Source organism: Flavivirga algicola (assembly GCF_012910715.1).
In the GTDB taxonomy this organism is placed as follows: domain Bacteria; phylum Bacteroidota; class Bacteroidia; order Flavobacteriales; family Flavobacteriaceae; genus Flavivirga; species Flavivirga algicola.
Genome location: NZ_JABBHF010000014.1, coordinates 79,832 through 98,901, shown reverse-complemented (window position 1 = coordinate 98,901; position 19,070 = coordinate 79,832). Strand labels below are relative to the sequence as shown.

General features: G+C 35.0%; 13 protein-coding genes. 3 read left to right on the top strand and 10 right to left on the bottom strand.

Features of this window, described 5'->3' with window-relative positions; translation table 11 throughout:
* Positions 1 to 89 precede the first annotated feature (89 nt).
* From HHX25_RS19415 to HHX25_RS19400, 4 genes are all read right to left on the bottom strand, one after another.
* Positions 90 to 2,114, bottom strand: a complete 2,025-nt coding sequence (locus tag HHX25_RS19415; protein WP_169676879.1) for a hypothetical protein — start codon at positions 2,112 to 2,114, stop codon at positions 90 to 92.
* Between the two features lie 16 nt (positions 2,115 to 2,130).
* Positions 2,131 to 3,588 carry a RagB/SusD family nutrient uptake outer membrane protein gene (locus tag HHX25_RS19410; RefSeq protein ID WP_169676877.1) on the bottom strand — a complete coding sequence of 486 codons (1,458 nt, stop codon included), beginning with the start codon at positions 3,586 to 3,588 and terminating at the stop codon, positions 2,131 to 2,133.
* A 10-nt stretch (positions 3,589 to 3,598) separates the two neighbouring features.
* Positions 3,599 to 6,625 (bottom strand): SusC/RagA family TonB-linked outer membrane protein, encoded by a 3,027-nt coding sequence (locus HHX25_RS19405; RefSeq protein ID WP_169676875.1) that lies wholly within the window; start codon positions 6,623 to 6,625, stop codon positions 3,599 to 3,601.
* Positions 6,626 to 6,877: 252 nt separating this feature from the next.
* Positions 6,878 to 9,682 carry a triple tyrosine motif-containing protein gene (locus HHX25_RS19400; RefSeq protein WP_169676872.1) on the bottom strand — a complete coding sequence of 935 codons (2,805 nt, stop codon included), beginning with the start codon at positions 9,680 to 9,682 and terminating at the stop codon, positions 6,878 to 6,880.
* 315 nt (positions 9,683 to 9,997) lie between these two features.
* Between HHX25_RS19400 and HHX25_RS19395 the strand changes: the two genes are divergently transcribed.
* On the top strand, positions 9,998 to 10,687 hold the full coding sequence (locus HHX25_RS19395) for a DUF4386 domain-containing protein (protein ID WP_169676870.1): 690 nt from the start codon (positions 9,998 to 10,000) through the stop codon (positions 10,685 to 10,687).
* Positions 10,688 to 10,733: 46 nt separating this feature from the next.
* Here the strand turns inward: HHX25_RS19395 and HHX25_RS19390 are convergent, their stop codons facing one another.
* From HHX25_RS19390 to HHX25_RS19380, 3 genes are all read right to left on the bottom strand, one after another.
* Positions 10,734 to 11,597: an SDR family oxidoreductase gene (locus tag HHX25_RS19390; RefSeq protein ID WP_169676867.1), complete on the bottom strand. Its 864-nt coding sequence runs from the start codon at positions 11,595 to 11,597 to the stop codon at positions 10,734 to 10,736.
* Between the two features lie 50 nt (positions 11,598 to 11,647).
* Positions 11,648 to 12,229: a Crp/Fnr family transcriptional regulator gene (locus HHX25_RS19385; RefSeq protein WP_169676866.1), complete on the bottom strand. Its 582-nt coding sequence runs from the start codon at positions 12,227 to 12,229 to the stop codon at positions 11,648 to 11,650.
* Between the two features lie 165 nt (positions 12,230 to 12,394).
* Complete coding sequence (locus HHX25_RS19380) at positions 12,395 to 12,691, bottom strand: putative quinol monooxygenase (RefSeq protein WP_169676864.1); 297 nt, start codon at positions 12,689 to 12,691, stop codon at positions 12,395 to 12,397.
* A 650-nt stretch (positions 12,692 to 13,341) separates the two neighbouring features.
* Here HHX25_RS19380 and HHX25_RS19375 point away from each other — a divergent pair.
* Positions 13,342 to 16,614, top strand: coding sequence for a VPS10 domain-containing protein (locus tag HHX25_RS19375; protein ID WP_169676862.1), 3,273 nt, complete (start codon positions 13,342 to 13,344; stop codon positions 16,612 to 16,614).
* A 138-nt stretch (positions 16,615 to 16,752) separates the two neighbouring features.
* Here HHX25_RS19375 and HHX25_RS19370 read toward each other — a convergent pair whose 3' ends face one another.
* On the bottom strand, positions 16,753 to 17,049 hold the full coding sequence (locus HHX25_RS19370; RefSeq protein ID WP_169676860.1) for a putative quinol monooxygenase: 297 nt from the start codon (positions 17,047 to 17,049) through the stop codon (positions 16,753 to 16,755).
* Between the two features lie 13 nt (positions 17,050 to 17,062).
* Complete coding sequence (locus tag HHX25_RS19365; protein ID WP_169676858.1) at positions 17,063 to 17,662, bottom strand: nitroreductase family protein; 600 nt, start codon at positions 17,660 to 17,662, stop codon at positions 17,063 to 17,065.
* Between the two features lie 108 nt (positions 17,663 to 17,770).
* On the opposite strand from HHX25_RS19365, the gene HHX25_RS19360 reads away from it, so the two are divergent.
* Positions 17,771 to 18,112, top strand: a complete 342-nt coding sequence (locus HHX25_RS19360; RefSeq protein WP_169676856.1) for a winged helix-turn-helix transcriptional regulator — start codon at positions 17,771 to 17,773, stop codon at positions 18,110 to 18,112.
* Positions 18,113 to 18,174: 62 nt separating this feature from the next.
* On the opposite strand, the gene HHX25_RS19355 is transcribed toward HHX25_RS19360, so the two are convergent.
* A complete protein-coding gene (locus HHX25_RS19355; protein WP_169676854.1) occupies positions 18,175 to 18,966 on the bottom strand; it encodes an SH3 domain-containing protein in 792 nt (263 codons plus the stop codon).
* Positions 18,967 to 19,070: the final 104 nt, after the last annotated feature.

The following is a 19,070-nucleotide window of genomic DNA, read 5'->3' as shown; positions in this document are numbered from 1 at the left end:
TGTTTTTTATTAGTCAGATGTAATTCGCCATTAAACATCTCGGTTTGGTATCAAGAATTGTTATGGCTCATTTCATGTTTCCTCTTTTTTTAATTTATATCAATGTCATCTAAATAAATGGTGTAGTTAGATGATCCGTCACCTGCTGCCCCATTGTCCATGATCAATACCAGATTGTACCAATCTATTGAAGTGTCTATGCCTGCAAAATCAAAGGTTAAATCTTCCCATTGGCTTGCAACAGTCGTGGTCGCAGTAATTTCTGCTGTTGCCGTTACATCTGGCCAAGGAACGTCGTCTTCAAATTTTGCCAGAAGATTTAATCCTGCTCTTGGTGACCAAACTTTAATGGTCAATGTTGTACCACCATCAAAAGAAAACGGTTTAGGGGCTGTTATTTTGGAACCTGCCCATACTTCGCCAGCACCTTTTATCATTTCGGCCACCATATTGGATGGGTTGCCATTGGTATCTGGATTGGCTATAACCGAAATGCCACCACCATCAAAGCTACTTAATGTGAATTTCGGTTCGAAATCCAGTACAGGATCTGTAGAAATATCATCTAGGTAAATGGTATAGTTTGCAGATCCATCACCTGCTGCTCCATTGTCCATGATCAATACCAGATTGTACCAATCTATTGAAGTATCAATCCCTGTAAAATCAAAGGTTAAATCTTCCCATTGGTTTGCAACAGTCGTGGTTGCCGTAATCTCAGCAGTAGCCGTTACATCTGGCCAAGGTACATTATCTTCAAATTTTGCCAATAGGTTTAAGCCTGCTCTTGGCGACCAAACTTTTATGGTTACCGTTGTTGAGTTATCAAAATTGAATGGCGTTGGAACGGTTATTTTAGAACCTGCCCATACTTGTCCAGCGCCTTTTATCATTTCGGCCACTGTACTTGATGGATTTCCGTTGGTATCTGGGTTGGCTATTAACGAGATACCACCACCGTCAAACGAGCTTAGCTCAAAAGGTGTTTCAAAATTAATTGGAGTTACATTGTTGCCTCCACCACTTACAGGAGGCACTTCCTGTTTGATGTTATCTATAAAGAAGGTCCAGTCTGAACTACCATCCCCCATCATTCCAAAATCAAAGAACAACACAATTTTTTGATACTCTTGGGAGAGATCAATATCGCTCACATCAAAAACAACTTCTTCCCAGTCACTATTACCAACTGTTGTGATTTCTTTTTCAAAGAAAATATTCTGATCGGAAAGATTTTCAAGTTTTAAAGTCATTTTTCCTCCAGCTCTTGGAGACCAAACATTCATTTTAATAAGTTGTTTTGTACTTAAATCAATAGGTGTAGACATTGTTATAACATTTCCTGCCCATGTTTCGCCAGCGCCTTTTATAATTTGAGCTACTTTTGCAGAACCGTTAACAGCGTCTACTTGTGGATTATCTACAACCGCTATGGTTGCGCCTCCAAAATCTCCTAAAACAGTGTTATCAAAAATCTCAAAGTCAATAGGTAGTTCTGTAGGTTTACTAATAGTAACGACTTGTGTTGTTTCTACAGTTTCTGTACCACCACTTAAAGCCACTACTTTAATTGTATAATCACCTACACTAGGGTACTCAAAACTTACGGTTTCGTCTATTGCTAAAGGTGTTGGTTCTTCATCTATGTTAGAAGTATCAAAAAACACCTGGAATGAAGCTGCAAAATCGGCAGTGGCAGAGACATCAACTATAAATGGGTTTGAAGGGTTTATTGCGGCAGTTATCTCCAAGTTTTCTGGCGCTCTAAATGACACCACCAGTTGTTGTGTTGCAACAGTTTTCAAGTCTGTAAGACCTACGGCTTCTATGGTTACCGTATAAGTGCCTTCGCTATAGGTATGGTCAATATTATCGCCCTGTTTTACATTAACGGGTTCTGCCGTATCATCACCAAATGTGACGTTATAGGAAACGGCTCCTTCTGAATTGGGTGTAATATTAACCAATCCGCTATTATCCTGACTTATTTGAAAAAGAGCAGAAACATTTGCTGGTGCTGCTATACTTTCAATAAAGCTTAAATCATTATCGTCTTCGGCACAACTAATAAAGAATACCAAAGTAAGACTTAATATATATTTTAATGCTTTCATATGTTCAATTTTTATTTTAGTATCCTGGGTTTTGTGCCCATATATTTCCTGCTAGTTGAATTTCTATAGAAGGGATTGGAAACACTTCATGTTTTCCGGCAACAAAGCCGTCAATTTCTTGTGCTGCTCGTCCAGTTCTAACCAAATCGAAGAAATGGTGTCCCTCCCCAACAAGTTCTACTCGACGTTCGTGATAAATAGCATTCGTTAAATCGACACCTGTTGATGTTACATCGGGCAGCATAGCTCTGGTACGCACCCTGTTAAGATATGCTTGCGCTCTGGTATCGCTAACACCCCCTCTGTTTAAAGCTTCGGCAGCCATTAGCAGCACATCTGCAAAACGAATCGCTCTATAGTTGTTAGGATTAGTAAGATTTGCATCCCCAGTATTAGCGTCTCCTTGACGGGCAATGTACTTTCTGTTATAGTAGCCCGTATGTTCAAAACCTGTTACAAAGGTTGCGCTATTGGCAACAGCCCAGGCATCTATATCCAGAATAGCAGTTTCTAATCTAATATCGCCTGTTTCAAACTCGTCTACAACTTCTTGAGTAGGCACATTAAAACTAAAACCCGATTCGAATACAGGGCCATTGTAATTACGAATACCATTAAACCCAACGGCCACATTACCTTCACTACATTGTAAACATTCAAAACCTGCACCTTCTTCATCGGTATATTGTACTTCGAAAACAGATTCTATATTGTTTTCGTTATCGTTTTCAAACATGGTACTGTAATCTGTTAGTAAATCGTAAGGACCATTATTAATAACATCTTCCAGTACTGTTGCTGCCTCTGTAAATTTGTCTTGGAAGAGATATGCTTTGCCTAAAAGAGCTTGTGCTGCTCCTTTTGTAACTCTACCCACTTGATTTTGTGTATAAGGTAGGTTTGCTGCTGCAAAGATTAAATCTTGTTCAATTAATGAATAAACATCTGCTTTCGGTGTTCGTTCAATACTAAATTGTTCACCAAATTGAATTCGTTTGTCTACAGAAAGAGGAATGTCTCCAAACCATTTTACCAATTCGAAATTGTAATAGGCTCTTAAAAAACGTGTTTGCCCTAAGATGTTATTTTTATTTGGAAAGTCTATTTTATCCTGAAACTCCAGAATAAAATTAGCCCTGTTAACAGCACCATACATCCAGCTCCATATATCTCTTAGGTTGGCATTAACTGGCGTATGCACCATATCGTCTATTTCCTGAAATCCAATAACGTCGGTGGCACTTTCTCCACCACAAAGCGTATTGTCGGAAGCTATTTCTCCAAGCATAACATTAACGTATGTTGACTGTAACCCATCGTAAGCTGCAATTAATGCAGCTTGATAATCTGCTTCTGAATTAAAAAATTCTTCTGAGTTTTCAGACTGTGATGCTACTTCTACAAAGTCGTCACTACATGACAATATTAAGACAAGAGCAATCAGTAATATATTTTTAGTTTTAAGCTTTTTCATATCTCGTACATTAAAATTTTAAATTAACACCTAGCAAAAACGTTTTTGCATTCGGATAAAATCCAGGGTCTATACCTCCTCCTACAGGTGCTCCTGTTGAAGCTGTTGGATCGTAGCCTCTATACTCTGTAAGGGTAAAGAGGTTGTTTGCAGAAACATACAATCTGAACTTCTCTACCTTTGAATCGTCTGAAGTCCTAGGAAATGTATACCCTAATTGAATGTTCTGTAATCTTACAAAAGACCCATCTTCTACGAAATAGTCTGAAAACAGTCCGTTAGAATTGGCTCCTATAGTAGCTCTTGGTGAGACATTGCTTGTGCCTTCACCAGTCCACCTATCTAAAAAGTATCTTGGCCTATTTGTTAGGTTTTGATTTCTTTCATAATTACGAACTATATCGTTGCCTATAGAAGCAAAAGCATAAGCGGTGAAATCAAAATTCTTATAATCCATTGATAAATTGAGACCCATTGTAGCATCTGCAAATGGATTTCCTATATCGGTCTTGTCATCATCATCAATAACACCATCATTATTAATATCAACAAACCTTATATCTCCAGGTTGTACTCTATCGTTAATGGTTGGTTCGCTATCGACCTCAGACTGGTTTTGAAAAATACCATTGGTTTTAAAGCCTCTGTAATACCCTATTGGGAAACCAGCCTCCATTCTAAGTGGCGGATCTTGTCCGACACCAAAAGAACCTCCAGTTAAAAAGTCCCCTTCTGCACTTACAGAAATAACCTCGTTATCGAGTACGGTAAAATTGTAGTTTACATTAAAATTGAAATCTTCGCCTGAAGAATCTGCATAACCAATAGCAAACTCAAATCCTTTATTTTCTACAATTCCCGCATTAATAATGGGTGGTGACGAGCCAGGAGCTGCAGCTCCAAGAATACCAGATACTTGAGGAATTACCAGTAAGTCTTCTGTACGCCTTTTGAAATAATCGGCCGTAATATTGATTTTGTTGTCCCACAATCTCATGTCTACACCTATATCGAAGGCCTTTTGTTTTTCCCATCGTATTTCTGGGTTCGATATTGCTCCCAAAGCAGAACCAAATGCTAATTGGTTATCCAATACGTATGTACCTTCTCCGTCAAGTAAGGATATAAAACCGAAACTAGGAATCCTATCGTTTCCAAGGATACCGTATGATGCTCTAAGCTTTAAGAAATTGATAAAACTATTGTCCAATAAGAAGTCTTCTTCTGAAGCAACCCAACCTATAGATCCTGAAGGAAAATATCCAAACTTGTTTTTAGGTCCAAAATTTGTAGAACCATCTCGTCGTATTACGGCAGAAAACAAATATTTGCTTTTATAATCGTATTGCACCCTTCCAAAGTAAGATAGCAGCCTGGAGTCAAATCTAGGATCGAATCCTAGGCCTTGGTTAACATCAATTACATCTGAAGCATTATCTATATTGGCATTTAAAACATTATTATCTATAATATCAAAGCCTTTTTTTCCTGTAAAGACCCCAGTTGTTTGAAATATTGAAGTTCCCAAAAGAAGCTTGATATTATGTGTATCATCAATTAAGTTTTCATATTTAAGAAAAGCATCAAAGGTGTAGTCTCTAAAATAATTCAAGCCCTCTGTAACCTCGCTTCTGTCTATATTGAATACTTTTCCACTTCCATAGTTAACAATAGGCCTAAACACATGACTTCTTACCTCAGAATAATTGGCTTGAATATTTGTTTGCGCTATAAAATGATCTAAGAAATTATAAACAAGCCCAGCATTACCACTAAGCCTCATAATTTTTGTTCTATTATAACTATCGGCTGTTTGGGCAATTGGATTTATTACCTCATTACCCAGACCTTCTGCCAGAGTAAAATTTCCGTTTTCGTCTCTTACTGATAGCGTGGGAGCCATATTTAGGGCGTTAAAAAGTACCGAGCCTAATGCATTTTCGCTCAAGTTTCTTTTATTGCTCCTTGTTAATAGAAGACCAGAAATAACTTTTAAGTTATCCAGTATGTCTACATTGTAGTTTACTTTATTTGTGAAACGTGTGAAATTAGATTTACTACCACCCACAATACCATCTTGGGTTAAAAAAGACCCACTATAGGAGTATCCAGATTTTTCGGTACCTCCTCGTATAATGATACTATGGTTTTGTATCGGTGCATTTTCAAAAACTTCGTCTTGCCAATCTGTTCCAACACCTACTGTTGTTAAATCGTTAAAAGGCGGTGTCTCGCCACCTGCTGCAAAAGCTTCGTTGGTTAGTACAGCGTATTCTGTAGCGTTTAGAACGGGAATTTTTCTCGTTGTTTGTTGAAAGCCAGCATATGCGTTGTATTCAAAAGTTAAAGGCATATTTTTACGACCAGTCTTTGTAGTGATTAGAACCACTCCATTAGCTGCCCTAACCCCATAAATACCAGCTGTGGCATCTTTTATTATGTTTAAAGATTCAATATCGGACGGATTAATAACACTTAGGTCTTCAATAACATTGCCATCTACTAAAATTAATGGTCTGGTATCTCCATTTGTTGAGATCCCTCGAATTTGAATTGTGATGTTTCCACCAGGCGAACCAGATTGTGATGTAATGTTAACTCCTGGAACCTGCCCCTGAATAGCCTGTTCGATTCGTGTTGGCTTTAATTCCTCGATAGTTTCACTCGAAACTACGCTAACAGCCCCAGTAATTTCCTTTTTGGTTTGGGTGCCATAACCAATTACGACAACTTCTTCTAAAGTTGCTAAATCTTCTGCTAATTGCACGGTTAATTTTTTGTTATCGGTTACAATAACTTCTTGAGTTATATAGCCTACATAACTAAATATAAGTGTCGAGCCAATTTCTATATTGGCTATGGTAAAGTTGCCATCAAAATCTGTTACAGCACCTTTGCTAGTATTTTTCACGATTACATTGGCTCCGGGAATCGGAAAACCTGTACCGTCTTGAACGGTTCCACTAACATCTAAATTCTGCGCACTTGAGTATGCAATGAAGAACAATGTTAGAATTTTAAACAGCGTGTGTTTCATTTTGATTTAGTTTTTAAGTTTATTTTTAAGTTTAGTTCTGAGTTATGTAAAATTAGCTATAGACTTTATTGAATCCTTATTTTAAACCCCAACAAAAAGCATACATGGCAAAAAAAACGATGCTTTAATGCTAAAACTTCATTGTTTACTGGCTTTTAGTAAGAAATTATTTTTGTAAGCCAGTTATCTAAAGGTACGAAAATACATCGATGTTGTGGTAATGTATAGGCAAAAAAATGAGATGTTGTATGGCTATATTTCCAAAATATAGTCTGTTAAGCTCGATTCATGCGGTAAATTCATTTTTTTTCGCAATCTGTAACGCTTAACTTCAACGCTTCTAGCAGAAATGTTAAGTAGGGGAGCAATTTCTTTCGAAGACAAATTGAGCCTTAGGTAAGCACAGAGTCTAAGATCGTTTGAAGTAAGGGAGGGGTGTATTTGTTTTATCTTTTTTAGAAAGTCTTTATCTGCATTATTAAAAGCTTCTTCAAAAACATGCCAATCGTCGGTATTATTTAAATTTCGGTCAATAATCTTAATAACATGTTTTATACTTTTTACATCATCAACATTTTGTAGTTCTTTTTTGACACTATTCAGAAACTGGTTCTTTTTAATTAAGCTCATTGTTGAAATACCAAGTTCACGGTTTTTATTATCTATATCTTGTCTTAGCTTTTCATTATTAAAACGCATAAACTGTTGCCTGTTTTCCAATTCCTTTAATTCGAGTTCCCGTCTGGTTTTTTGTAATAACGCTTCTCTTTGTTTTCTATAATAGCGTTTATAAATATTGTGCATCATTAATGAAAATAGTAAAACAAAAATGACATATGCCGTTATCATTAATTTTGAAAGGTACCAGGGTCTTTCAATATTAAAACTATAGGAAGCTACATTTTTAGTGAGGGTATTACCTACTTTAGCTCTCACATTAAAGATATAATCGCCATAAGGTAAATTTTCGAATAATGTGTTAGACTTAGGGGACCAATCGCTCCAATTAGGATACAGACCTTCTAATTGGTATTGATATTCTGTATCGAGGTATTTTTCATATTCGGCAACGCTAAACGTGAACTCCATATTGTTGTCCTTGTTTTCAAAGACTCCATATGCGTTTTTATCTATTATTTCTGGACTTGTTATAATACTGTGTTTTGTTATCGAATTAATTGAAATATTGTAAGGTTTGTTAAAGAACTTGTCCAAATCCAAAACAATAAACCCTGTCGAGGTCCCTATTAAATATCTTTGATTATTAAGATGTGTTATGTTTTCATAACCTGTTAAGCCTCGCGGCAAAGACTTAGAAAAGGGGATTTTATTGACCTTTGAAGCATTACTTAACTTACTAGGGGCTATGTAGTTTAGGTCCTTTTTAGAAAAACACCATAAGGTATGTGTCTCTTTGTTAAACTCTAGCTTGCCAGAAGTATAATCTTCTTTAGAAAACAATGTACTTAGAACAGTGTCTTTTAAAAATTTCTTAGTTTCTGTATTATACTTTAAAACACCTTCTTTATAAATATATAATAAGTCATTATTGTATTTAATAATGCTAGAGTTTAGTTCTTTATCTATATCTGAATCTTTTTCAATGTTTAAAACTTTTGTAAAACCCTTGTCGACATTAATTTTAAAAACCCCTTTGTATTCGTGACTAACAAAGATTTGATTATTATAAGTCTCAAAAAATTTACTTGAAAGGTCAAACCCTTCTATTTTATTTCTTAAGACCCATTTACCGTTGACTTTCTCAATAACATATAACCCATCATAATTGCCTTGTAATAATAAGTCTGTTCTATCTATAGGTTTCATATTCCAGGTACCTTGTTGAATACCTCTAATTTTTGTCACAGTATTATTATTTATAATTGAGGTTCCTGTATCGTGTCCACAAAACAAAGTGTTGTCTACGATAGTTAAACACCAAACGGCTTCTTGAATACTTTCAATAAGTTTAAAATCCTCTGCCCCTTGTAATGACTTGTAAAATAACCCTTGATTGGTTCCTAAGTATAGGTTATCATTAAAAACAGCAGATGCATATATCGTTCCTATTTTACCTTTTTCATCTGTATAAATGCTAAAAGGAGATTTAATATTTACACAGTTAATGCCATTTTCCAGGGCCAACCATATATTATTTTCTGCATCTTCAAATACCCAATGAACCGTATTATTGCTCAACCCATGAAAGGTATCTATATTATAATCTATGGTGCCTTCTGGCGTTAGATGTAATATACCATTAGATCTGGTTCCTAAAATAAAACTGTCGTCTTTTAACCGAATACTACGAAATACACTCACTTCAGATAGTCTTTCGTTTGCAGCGATGTTCCATTTGGAAAGGTTTTCTCCGTTTAAGATATAAAACCCGTTATTCTCTGTTTCTATTAAAAGCTTGCCTTTTTCTTTAAAAATATTAACGAGCCTATTTTCTTTAAGGATGTCATGATTCGAAACTAATATTGACTTGCCATTTTCAATTTTATAGACACCGTTTTTAGTTTTTTGATAGTAAATAGTTTTGTCAACTTTAAATATTTTGTAGATAATAGCTTCAGAGTCAATAATACTATAAGAATTGGTTGTTTTGTTGTAAATATAAATTCTCTTTAAAGACTGAAATACTATATATTCGTCTATATTTATAATATTCCAGAATTCTTCATCTTCTAAAAAATCTATTTTTAATTTTTTTGATAACGATGTATAAAATAGCAGCCCAAATTCATTTCTCTGCCAGAAACCAAACTCCCTATTACAACCCGTATATATTAAGTTATCTATAACGTTGACAGACCGAATGATGGTTTCATTTGGAGAGAGATATAATTGCCAATTTGCACCATTAAATTCAAGTAACCCTTTATTATTCGCTACATAAATATAATTTTCTTCAGATTGAGAAATGCACCAATTTTGAGTTTCGGCACCATAATCTTTTGATGAAAAAATTTCAATAGGTGGATGTTCTTGTGCATGTAGAAAACTATAGGCACAAAAGAGCAGTATTAAGAACAAGAAATTGAATCGTCTCAAAAAATATTAGTTTGTTGTATTACTAAGATACTAAAAATAAGATTTGTAAGAGTTATTGTATGGTTTTTGTATGGGTAGTTAATGTGTTAATTAGAAAAAAATCTGGTTATATAAGACTACTGGTTTAACATGTATTTTATTTAAGACTCTAACTATCTTTTGTAGAGCTAAGGCGGCTTATATTAATGTATCAATTCAGCTTTTTTTATCTCAATTTCTATTTTTTATTATAACAATATTTTACAGAAGTATTCTTTCAAAGTAACAAATTGTTCATTGCTTCGTCATCTAAATATAACTTTAAAAAATCAACAAATGTATTCAAATAAGAAAATGGGAAGATTAGCAGGTTTACTTTTTTTAATTCTTGCAGTTACAGGAATTTTTGCCGAATTTTTTGTTCGACAAAAACTTTATGTACCTAATGATCCAATAGCCACAACTCAGAATGTAGTTGAAAATCAATGGCTATTCCGCCTTGGCTTTGTGAGTGATTTAGTGATGTCTACCATGTTCTTTTTCTATGCATATATTCTATTCTTGCTTTTTAAGCCTGTAAGCAAAAACATTTCGTTATTCCTGTTATTATGTGTAATCATATCTGTTGCCATGTTTTGCCAAAACGCATTAAACCAATTTTCTGCTTTGGAATTAATGGTGAATAATTCTTATTCCTCTGCGTTTGCACCAGAACAATTGCAGGTTTTATCTATGTTTTTTCAAAACATTCATACTAAAGGGTATTTTATAAATCAAATATTCTATGGGTTGTATTTATTTCCGTTGGGTTATATGATTATTAAATCGGGGTTAGCCCCAAAAATAATTGGTGTGTTTTTAATACTGGGTTGCATCGGGGATTTGATAGATTTTGTTGTGTTTTTCCTTTATCCGAACATGCAGTCTGTCTTTTTGGAAAATATTACTGTGCCAGCAGATATTGGAGAAATTTCACTTTGTCTCTGGTTTTTAATCATGGGAGCTAGGAACCAAAAAACCGTATAATTAGTTATCTCGTTACTATTATCTTTATTAAAAAACTAAATTGAATTCACAGGACTTGTTTTTTTACCTCCGTGTCGAAAAAATCTTCAAGTCGCTTGTTACCATATTGATCTGCAATATTATCATGGGCCATCGCAGTTAGAAAAAACTCAATTGGCCCATACGTTTTTGAAGAAGTAAATCTTCGTAGTATCCATATAACAAACCGTCTTGACCAATCGGGTAAGTGACTTATTTTGATAGTTTTTCCCCAAGCTTTTAATGCAAGTTTTGCCAAATCGTTTTGACTGAAAATCTCCATGCCACCAGCAGAAGCTTCTCTTTCTCCTGCAATCATTTTATCTACACAAACTTTTGCTAAGTCCTCACCGTCAATAGGGTTGAGTTTAAAATTTCCATGTCCAAATAGGTATACTCTGCCACTTTTAGCCATTTTTAAAAAATCTTTCATATCGGAGAAGAAACCATTAGGGCGTAAAATAGAATGATTGATTCCAGAACTTTTTAACTCATCAACAAACCTCTCTTTTGCTTCAAATATCTTGAGATGTCTAAGCTTGTCTCCATTTATTGCTGAAATATATTGAAACGATTTTACCCCATCTTTTAGAGCTTCCTTAAGCAAATTGGAATTCCCTTGGTAATCCACATCCATATATGTTAATCCATCTTTTTGCCGTGTAATGCCTATTGTAGAGAAAACCCAATCTATTTTATTTGTTATTCCTTTTAGGCTATCAGGTTCTGTTATTTGCCCGATAAAGAAATCATCAACGTTTTTGAATATTTCTTTTTGCTTTTCCTTACGTATTAAAATCCGAACCCAATACCCTCTTTCTTTCAACTCTTTTACCAGATACTGCCCTAAGTATCCTGTTGCACCAGCTATTAAAACTTTTTTTGTATCCATATTTTTTTTTCAAATTTAAATACTGATACACTGTTTTTCCTTGACTATCGTCAAGAACGTTTTTTGTTGCGTACGCGGGCTTTAATTCTACTGAGTGTTTCTGGCGATACGCCTAAGAAGGAGGCTATATAATGCTGAGGAACACGTTGAAACAGTTCTTTTTGGGTCTGTAATAAATCCAGATAACGTTCTTCTGGGGATTTTGTCACAAAGGATGCAATTATCTTTTGGCAGGTTATCAGCTCATTTTCTGTTGCAATTCGCGCTATGATTTCAAGTTTTGGGACTTCTTTTAAGAGTAATTCGTTTGTAGACTTCGTAAACACGTAAATTTCTGTTTGTTCGATGGCTTGGTAATTTTCGATAGCAGGAATATTAAACGTATAGCTTTCTCCTGCACAAATAAATTTTCCTTCTGTATAAAAGAAGGCGGTTTTATCATTCCCTTCTACATTGTAAAAAAGCCTCACGCAACCTTTGGCTACAAAATAGATTTCATTAGCGATTCTTCCTTCGGTAAAGATGATCTCATTTTTATTGTAAATGCGCTTTTCTACAGCGTTCTCAATTACTACGATCTCATCATTATTTAGTGATGTGTATTGTTTAATATTCTCGATTAAGTCTGTCATTGTTTTAAAATATTTCTTTGTGGATCCTCCCTGAAGAGAAATGTGCAAAATAAAAGTAATAGCGATTTGAGTTATAATTCAAATCGCTATTAAAACGTATCCTAAAAGAGCTAAAGTTTAATATACGCAATGAAATGTGGACATTTTTTATCTGAAACAAATTTTCTACTCTATATAGGTCATTTCATTTAGAGAGAACTCTTCAACAGCACCATCGGTAGCTTTCATGTAATCGGCTAAGTGTGTATTGTTCATATGTTCCTGCCATAATTCGCGACTTTCCCAATTTTCGAAAAACAGAAACAAATTTTCATTTTGATTGTCTTGGTGCAAGTCATAGTTTATACATCCTTTCTCTGCCCTGGTAATGTCGATTAGTTTTAGCAACTCGTTTTTTACTAAGTCTCTTTTTTCTGCTTTAGCTAAAATTTTTGCTACGATTGTTAATTTTTGATTTGCCATTATTTCTTTGATTTTAAATTGTTTCTATTACTTTATTGATATCTCTTCTAGATTTTGGATTTTTACTTGGTTGGCTAAAACCTCCCAACAGAAGTACTGAATCTAAATTAAAGATGATAAACTTATTTTAAAAGACATAAGCTCCAATGTTTTAGTTTTATATTAAGTAATGTCATTAATTATGTAGTTAATTTAGATTTCATTAAAAGTAGTACTCCTGCTACTTATTGTAAACAAATATTTACAAATAGAGACTTAAAATTTACACAGAAGAACACTTTTTTTTAAAATAATCATTTACTTGTATCGAAACTTTTAAGCTACAATTTATTTAAAATGTTCTGTTTAGAATTAACCGATACGTTTTTAAATAGACAAATATTGAAATATTAGTCTATAAATTGAAGCATTAATTAGAATACTTCTGGGAAAAAAACTACAGGATAGTATTGCTTTTTTTAGTAATCCAATTAAGTAAGCCCCAAGTTAGAGTGCCAAAAATTGATATTGAAGATTTTTAGAAGGATTTAAAGATAGAAATATCGATCTAAAAAACGCATCAGTACAATTATCGATGGTATATACAGACTCGAAAGTATGTATAAATCCAAAAATGAATCTACAAAACAAGTATTAAATTTCATTCTACTATGATTAAAATTAAAAACCTGCTCATTAAAAACCGAGATATCTGGAAAATAGCTTTTTCTGCATGTCTTTTATTTATTTCATCGTTCGTGAGTGCACAAACTCACAATTGGACACGCACAAACCCTGGTGGTGGTGGATGGTTTGGTTGTGTTGGAGCCAGTAAATCAGGAATCGTATTAGCTGGTAGTGATCTCAGCGGAGCCTACCGAAGTAGGGATGGTGGTCAGACTTGGGATGTCTGTGGTGCCAGTCGAGGGTTTAATGGTACTCATGTATCTGGTCTTGGTTTTCACAGAACAAATGGCAACATCATGTTTATAGCTGGAGGCGGAATACACAAGACTACAAATGGTGGAGACTCTTGGCAAAGCGTATTAGGTGGTGGTGGATACATCACAGATATTGAGTTCAGTACAGATAAGCCATGGATGGGGTACGCTTCTAGACATCAGGGTAACTGGAATACCACCAACGCGCAAATTTATAAAACCACCAATACCGGTAACTCTTGGTCGCAAGTTGATACCAACTTCCCTAACCTTAGGATCATCAAACTGGTGGTCGATCCAACGGAAGGAAACACTGTCTACGCTATCACAGGTAGAGGAAGACCTGTTTGCTCGGTGGCTGATGTTTATAAAAGCACCGATGGCGGAGTCACTTGGCAAAACAAAACGACTTCTAATTTTGAAGGATTTACTGAAGTAGCAGACATGGCTATTGACCCACAAAACCCTTCTACATTATATCTAACAACAGTCAAGGCCGATTGTGCTAATCAGTTTTGGATGGACGGAAGAGATAGTAAATTGTATAAAAGTACAAATGGAGGCAACAGCTGGACTAAAATCCAAGATCAGGGAGGTGTTATTTTTGTACACCCGACGACCTCTAAAATTACCATCATAGACCCTATTGTGGTAGCTACCTGGAATCCTAAATCGGGAACTAGAGTATCTACAAATGGTGGTGCTACTTTCACTAAGACGAGTGATGTAGGGACATGGGGGACGGCTTTTCATGGGGAGACCCAGCGCACCTATAACTCTGTAAAAGATGGATACGGTAGAACCGTAGCAGAAGATTTATCTAACCCTAATAATTATTATTGGATTAATTCTCAATGGGTCAATGGATCTAAAGACGGAGGCACTACATTTGACATACTTCACTCCAACGAAGTATCTCCTGGTAAATGGCAAAGTACCGGTGTAGACAATATGGTTAACATAGACATGATGATCAGTCCCAAAAATCCTAACATTATTTATTTCTGTTTAGGTGATATGGGACTTTGGAGAAGTTTAGACAAAGCACAAACTTGGGAAAACTGTAATACAGACGATTCGAAATACGGATGGGGCAATGGTAGAGGAGGAAACGGTACGTCTGTCGTAGCCGACCCTGATAGAGAGAATGTAGTCTGGGTTACGATTGGAGAAGGTTATATATTGAAAAGCACCAATAAAGGAGAGCGTTCAAGCTGGAGTGAATCAAATAATGGAATACCCCTAAATGGCCGTATCAATGGACTATCCCTAGATGTAAATAGCCCCACCAATAATAGAACAATGTATGTAGTGGAAGAAGGAGATGTTTACAAAAGTACCAATGATGGTAGCAATTGGTCTAGAGTTTTAGACAATAAATTTTGCCAGTTTACAGCTGTAGATCAGTTTGACGGTAATCTGGTTTATGCTGGTGGAACTAAAGGCCTTTGGAGATCTACCAATGGTGGACAAAACTGGAGTCGAATGAACAATCTCAATGATCTACCTGCAGACAATAATGACCTTAGCATTAGAAACCAAAGATACAAAGGCATCTACGATATCGATACAGATCCCAACAACCCAAATTGGGTATATGTAACGGTACTCGGAGACGGGGAAAACAGAGGTCTTTTCCGAAGTAAAAACAAAGGTAATACTTGGGAAAAACTCTTAACGGATAAGTATATGAGAAAAGTGGCTATCATGCCTAAAAACTCGAATATAATTTATGCTACTTCCTCTAGTGCTATGGGTTCTGGTGGACTTAGAGATGGTAGTAATGGTGTATGGTTTTCGAATAACGGAGGTGCAACTTGGTCAAAACAAAATCAAGGAGCTGCTTACCCATTATTCAATGCGGTCGACGTCTCTAATGAAAACAATCCTTATGTACTGGCTGGTTCTCAAGGGACTGGATTTCAAAAAGCAAATGTACCAGTACCTGGAGGAGGGGGAGGTAATGGTATCTCTGCTAGTTTTGTTAATCCATCCGACCAGCAAAACTTCAGTAACCCAGCAAGCGTGTATGTAAAAGTTAATGCTTCTGATGCTAATGGCAACATCAGTCATGTCAAGTTGTTTTTGAACAATACATTAGTTCGTCAAGAAAATGTGGCACCATACGAATGGAATGCTACAGGTCAAAATGACCCTGTACTCAAAAACATGAGTCCAGGAAACTATATACTTAAAGCAGTGGCTACTGACAACTCAGGTAACACCAAAGAAATCTTCAGGCCGTTTACTGTTTCTGATGGTAATGTAGGCAATCCAATTGTAACGATACGAAAAAGTAATGCTATTGGCTTTGCTATTGATGGCAATGTTGGTGGAGCAAACGGACAAAATGTGAAACTATGGGCCTATGATCAAAACAATGTCAATCAACAATGGGAAGAAATCAGTAGAGGTAATGGTTTTTACTCATATAAGAAGAAAAATACTAATTTCTGTATTGATGGCAGCAATGGTAGCGGCAATGGTAAAAACGTAAAACTTTGGACATGTAGCGATACTAATCAAAACCAACAGTTCAAAAAATTATCTGTAGGTAATGGGTTATTTCATCTTCAAAAAAGAAATGCTATTGGCTTTGCTATTGACGGTAATCCTGGAGGAGCTAATAATCAAAATGTTCAAATGTGGGCCTCCAATACGAGTAATCAAAATCAACAGTGGTCTTTTACTCAAGTGGGAAATACAAACAAGCAATCTCATAAGGCGAATAATCCAACTGCCTTATCTGTTAACCCAAAGGCGAATGATGCAGCGGTCTTATCTGTCTATCCAAATCCGACCAATGAATTATTAAATATTCTTGGATTGGCTCAAGGAGCACATACTTTTAATGTAATTAGCTCAGCGGGAAGACTCGTTATGAGTGGAGACATTCAAGTAAATGAGAATGATACAACAGCAGCCTTAAATGTAAACGGTTTGTCAACAGGTATTTACACTTTATCCTTAGGAGATAAAAAAGTTAGATTCGTTGTGAAGTAATACACTTCACAATAATTTATTAAAATAGAAAAGGAAATTTCTGGAGGCTATATAGTGCTGAGGAACACGCTGAAACAGTTCTTTTTGAGTCTATAATAGATCCAGATGATGATCTCATTTTTATTATAAACAGATTTTCTACCCTATATGGGTCATTTCATTTAGAACAAATTTTTCAACTGCACCATCGGTTGCTTTTATATAATCGGCTAAATGGGCATTGTTCATATGTTCTTGCCATAATTCTCGACTTTCCCAATTTTCGTAAAACAGAAACAAATTGCCATTTTGATTGTCTTGGTGCAAGTCATAGTTTATACACCCTTTTTCTGCTTTGGTGATGTCGATTAGTTTCAGCAATTCATTTTTCACTAAATCCCTCTTTTCTTCTTTAGCTAGTATTTTTGCTACGATTGTTAATTTTTGATTTGCCATTATTTCTTTGATTTTAAATTGTTTCTATTACTTTATTGATATCTCTTCTAGATTTTGGATTTTTACTCGGTTGGTTAAAATCGTCTTGATCTCTATAACCTATAGCTACGGCCACAAGTGTGGAGTAATCTGTCTGATTTAATATCGTATCATAGTTTTTTTGTTCGATACCTTCCATTGGAGTCACATCAATGCCCATTTCTGCACAAGCGCTTAATAAAACGCCTAAAGCTAAATAAACCTGCTTCCCAAACCAAGCTTTTATTTGTTCCTCAGATTGTGGCTTTATGAATTCCTTGTAATAATCAACTGCTCCTTTAGGAAGTCCTTCTTCTATTTGTTTTTCAAATAAGGCTATGTTATTAATTCGACTAAATACTACAACCGTATCAGAATCGAGAACTTTATTGGTGTTCAGCCAGGACACCTCCGAAAGTTTCTTTTTTATATCACTATCTGAGACAAAAGTAAATTTCCAAGGTTGACTGTTTATGGAAGATGGACTTAAATGTAAAATCTTTTTTAATGCTTCTATTTTTTGATTTTCTATTTTTTTAGATGCATCGTATTTTTTTGTTGTGTACCGATGTTGCATGGCTTCGATAAAACTCATATTCTATATTTTTAATTATACTATATATTTTATAGTTGCAAAACTAAGTATAGTTTAATATTTTTGCAATAACGGTCAAAAAGGATAGTATAGATTTTTATTCTAATCATGTATAAATTTAAAGGAAAAGATTACCCTTGTTGCGCAAGTTTAACCATGGGGCTTATTGGTGGAAAATGGAAAACGGTTATCTTATATCACTTGATTGGAGGCACCCTACGGTATAACGAACTGAGAAAACTAATGCCTACGGTTACTGAACGTACTTTAAGTTTGCAATTAAAGACATTAGAGGAAGATGGTATCGTAAAAAGAAAGGTTTATACTTCTAAACCACCTCTAAAAGTTGAATATTCCTTAACTGAATTTGGAAAAACGCTAGTTCCCTTAATTCAATCGATCGCCAATTGGGGGGATTTTGTAATAGAAAATTATTCGGAGTCGTTCTGAGAGTTAATAATTACTAAAAATACACTAGCGTAAAATATAAAGATCCTGTTTCGTGAGGTTTATTACAGTTCAATTTTTGGAAAGACCTGATTGTCTTTCCATTCTAAAACACGCTGGGTTAATTTAGTTTCTACCCATTCTGTTTCATACTCTTTGGTTTCTCCAACTTCCCTTTTGTATAAAATCTTTCCTTTTATTCCGTTTTTATCAGATGGAAAGATATATTCTTCCTTAAACCAATAAGCATCGGCATCGGCCATTCTAGCAAATTTTATTGCTTCTATCAATTCAGCCCCATTAAAAAACAAATAAATACCACCACCATTGATACCGCAAGATTCGGCCAGATAATCTATTAAAAAAACGCTTTTAATATTGTCTATACCTTTATTTCCATAGGCTTCAATTGAAAAATCGTGAGTTTCAAGTTGCGAAACATTTTCTATATATGCTTTGCCTTTTTCAACAAGCCTTGTTTTTAAAAATAATAAATTAGCCCCTTCTTTTTTTAAGGAAATAAGATACGTTAAACCACCGTTTACTTTTTTATCGAGTGAAATGAGTCCTCCAACCACAAACCCAACCTTATCTTGATGTTTAACCTTATACCATGGCGATTGAATCCCATCAAAAAGCAAATGCGAGTCCGATTTCTCTATAATTTCTATTTGGTCTCCTATTTTTAAAAGTGATAATACCTCAGATTGCGTATTGGGCTGTTCGCGCAGTTTAACATCGTCTCCAAACATAAAGGCTATGTCGCCACTTTTAAATTCATAATTTTCAGAAAGGTATTTGATATCCTGTCCAAACCCCATTTTAGTGACTAACAATAATAATAGTAGTTTTTTCATTTCTTTTAGATTTGTTGCGTACTTCAAACAACTAATTTATCAAATACAAACTAAACAGAAAAATCTATAAGTTATCGCAAAAACAGGTCTGCTTTAGAGCTAAT

What these genes read in the sequence shown, in the direction of transcription:
- HHX25_RS19395 (WP_169676870.1), top strand. Translation starts at nt 9,998, where the DNA reads ATGTATTCAAATAAGAAAATGGGAAGATTAGCAGGTTTACTTTTTTTA.
- HHX25_RS19390 (WP_169676867.1), bottom strand. Translation starts at nt 11,597, where the DNA reads ATGGATACAAAAAAAGTTTTAATAGCTGGTGCAACAGGATACTTAGGG.
- HHX25_RS19415 (WP_169676879.1), bottom strand. Translation starts at nt 2,114, where the DNA reads ATGAAAGCATTAAAATATATATTAAGTCTTACTTTGGTATTCTTTATT.
- HHX25_RS19355 (WP_169676854.1), bottom strand. Translation starts at nt 18,966, where the DNA reads ATGAAAAAACTACTATTATTATTGTTAGTCACTAAAATGGGGTTTGGA.
- HHX25_RS19385 (WP_169676866.1), bottom strand. Translation starts at nt 12,229, where the DNA reads ATGACAGACTTAATCGAGAATATTAAACAATACACATCACTAAATAAT.
- HHX25_RS19380 (WP_169676864.1), bottom strand. Translation starts at nt 12,691, where the DNA reads ATGGCAAATCAAAAATTAACAATCGTAGCAAAAATTTTAGCTAAAGCA.
- HHX25_RS19365 (WP_169676858.1), bottom strand. Translation starts at nt 17,662, where the DNA reads ATGAGTTTTATCGAAGCCATGCAACATCGGTACACAACAAAAAAATAC.
- HHX25_RS19360 (WP_169676856.1), top strand. Translation starts at nt 17,771, where the DNA reads ATGTATAAATTTAAAGGAAAAGATTACCCTTGTTGCGCAAGTTTAACC.
- HHX25_RS19405 (WP_169676875.1), bottom strand. Translation starts at nt 6,625, where the DNA reads ATGAAACACACGCTGTTTAAAATTCTAACATTGTTCTTCATTGCATAC.
- HHX25_RS19410 (WP_169676877.1), bottom strand. Translation starts at nt 3,588, where the DNA reads ATGAAAAAGCTTAAAACTAAAAATATATTACTGATTGCTCTTGTCTTA.
- HHX25_RS19375 (WP_169676862.1), top strand. Translation starts at nt 13,342, where the DNA reads ATGATTAAAATTAAAAACCTGCTCATTAAAAACCGAGATATCTGGAAA.
- HHX25_RS19370 (WP_169676860.1), bottom strand. Translation starts at nt 17,049, where the DNA reads ATGGCAAATCAAAAATTAACAATCGTAGCAAAAATACTAGCTAAAGAA.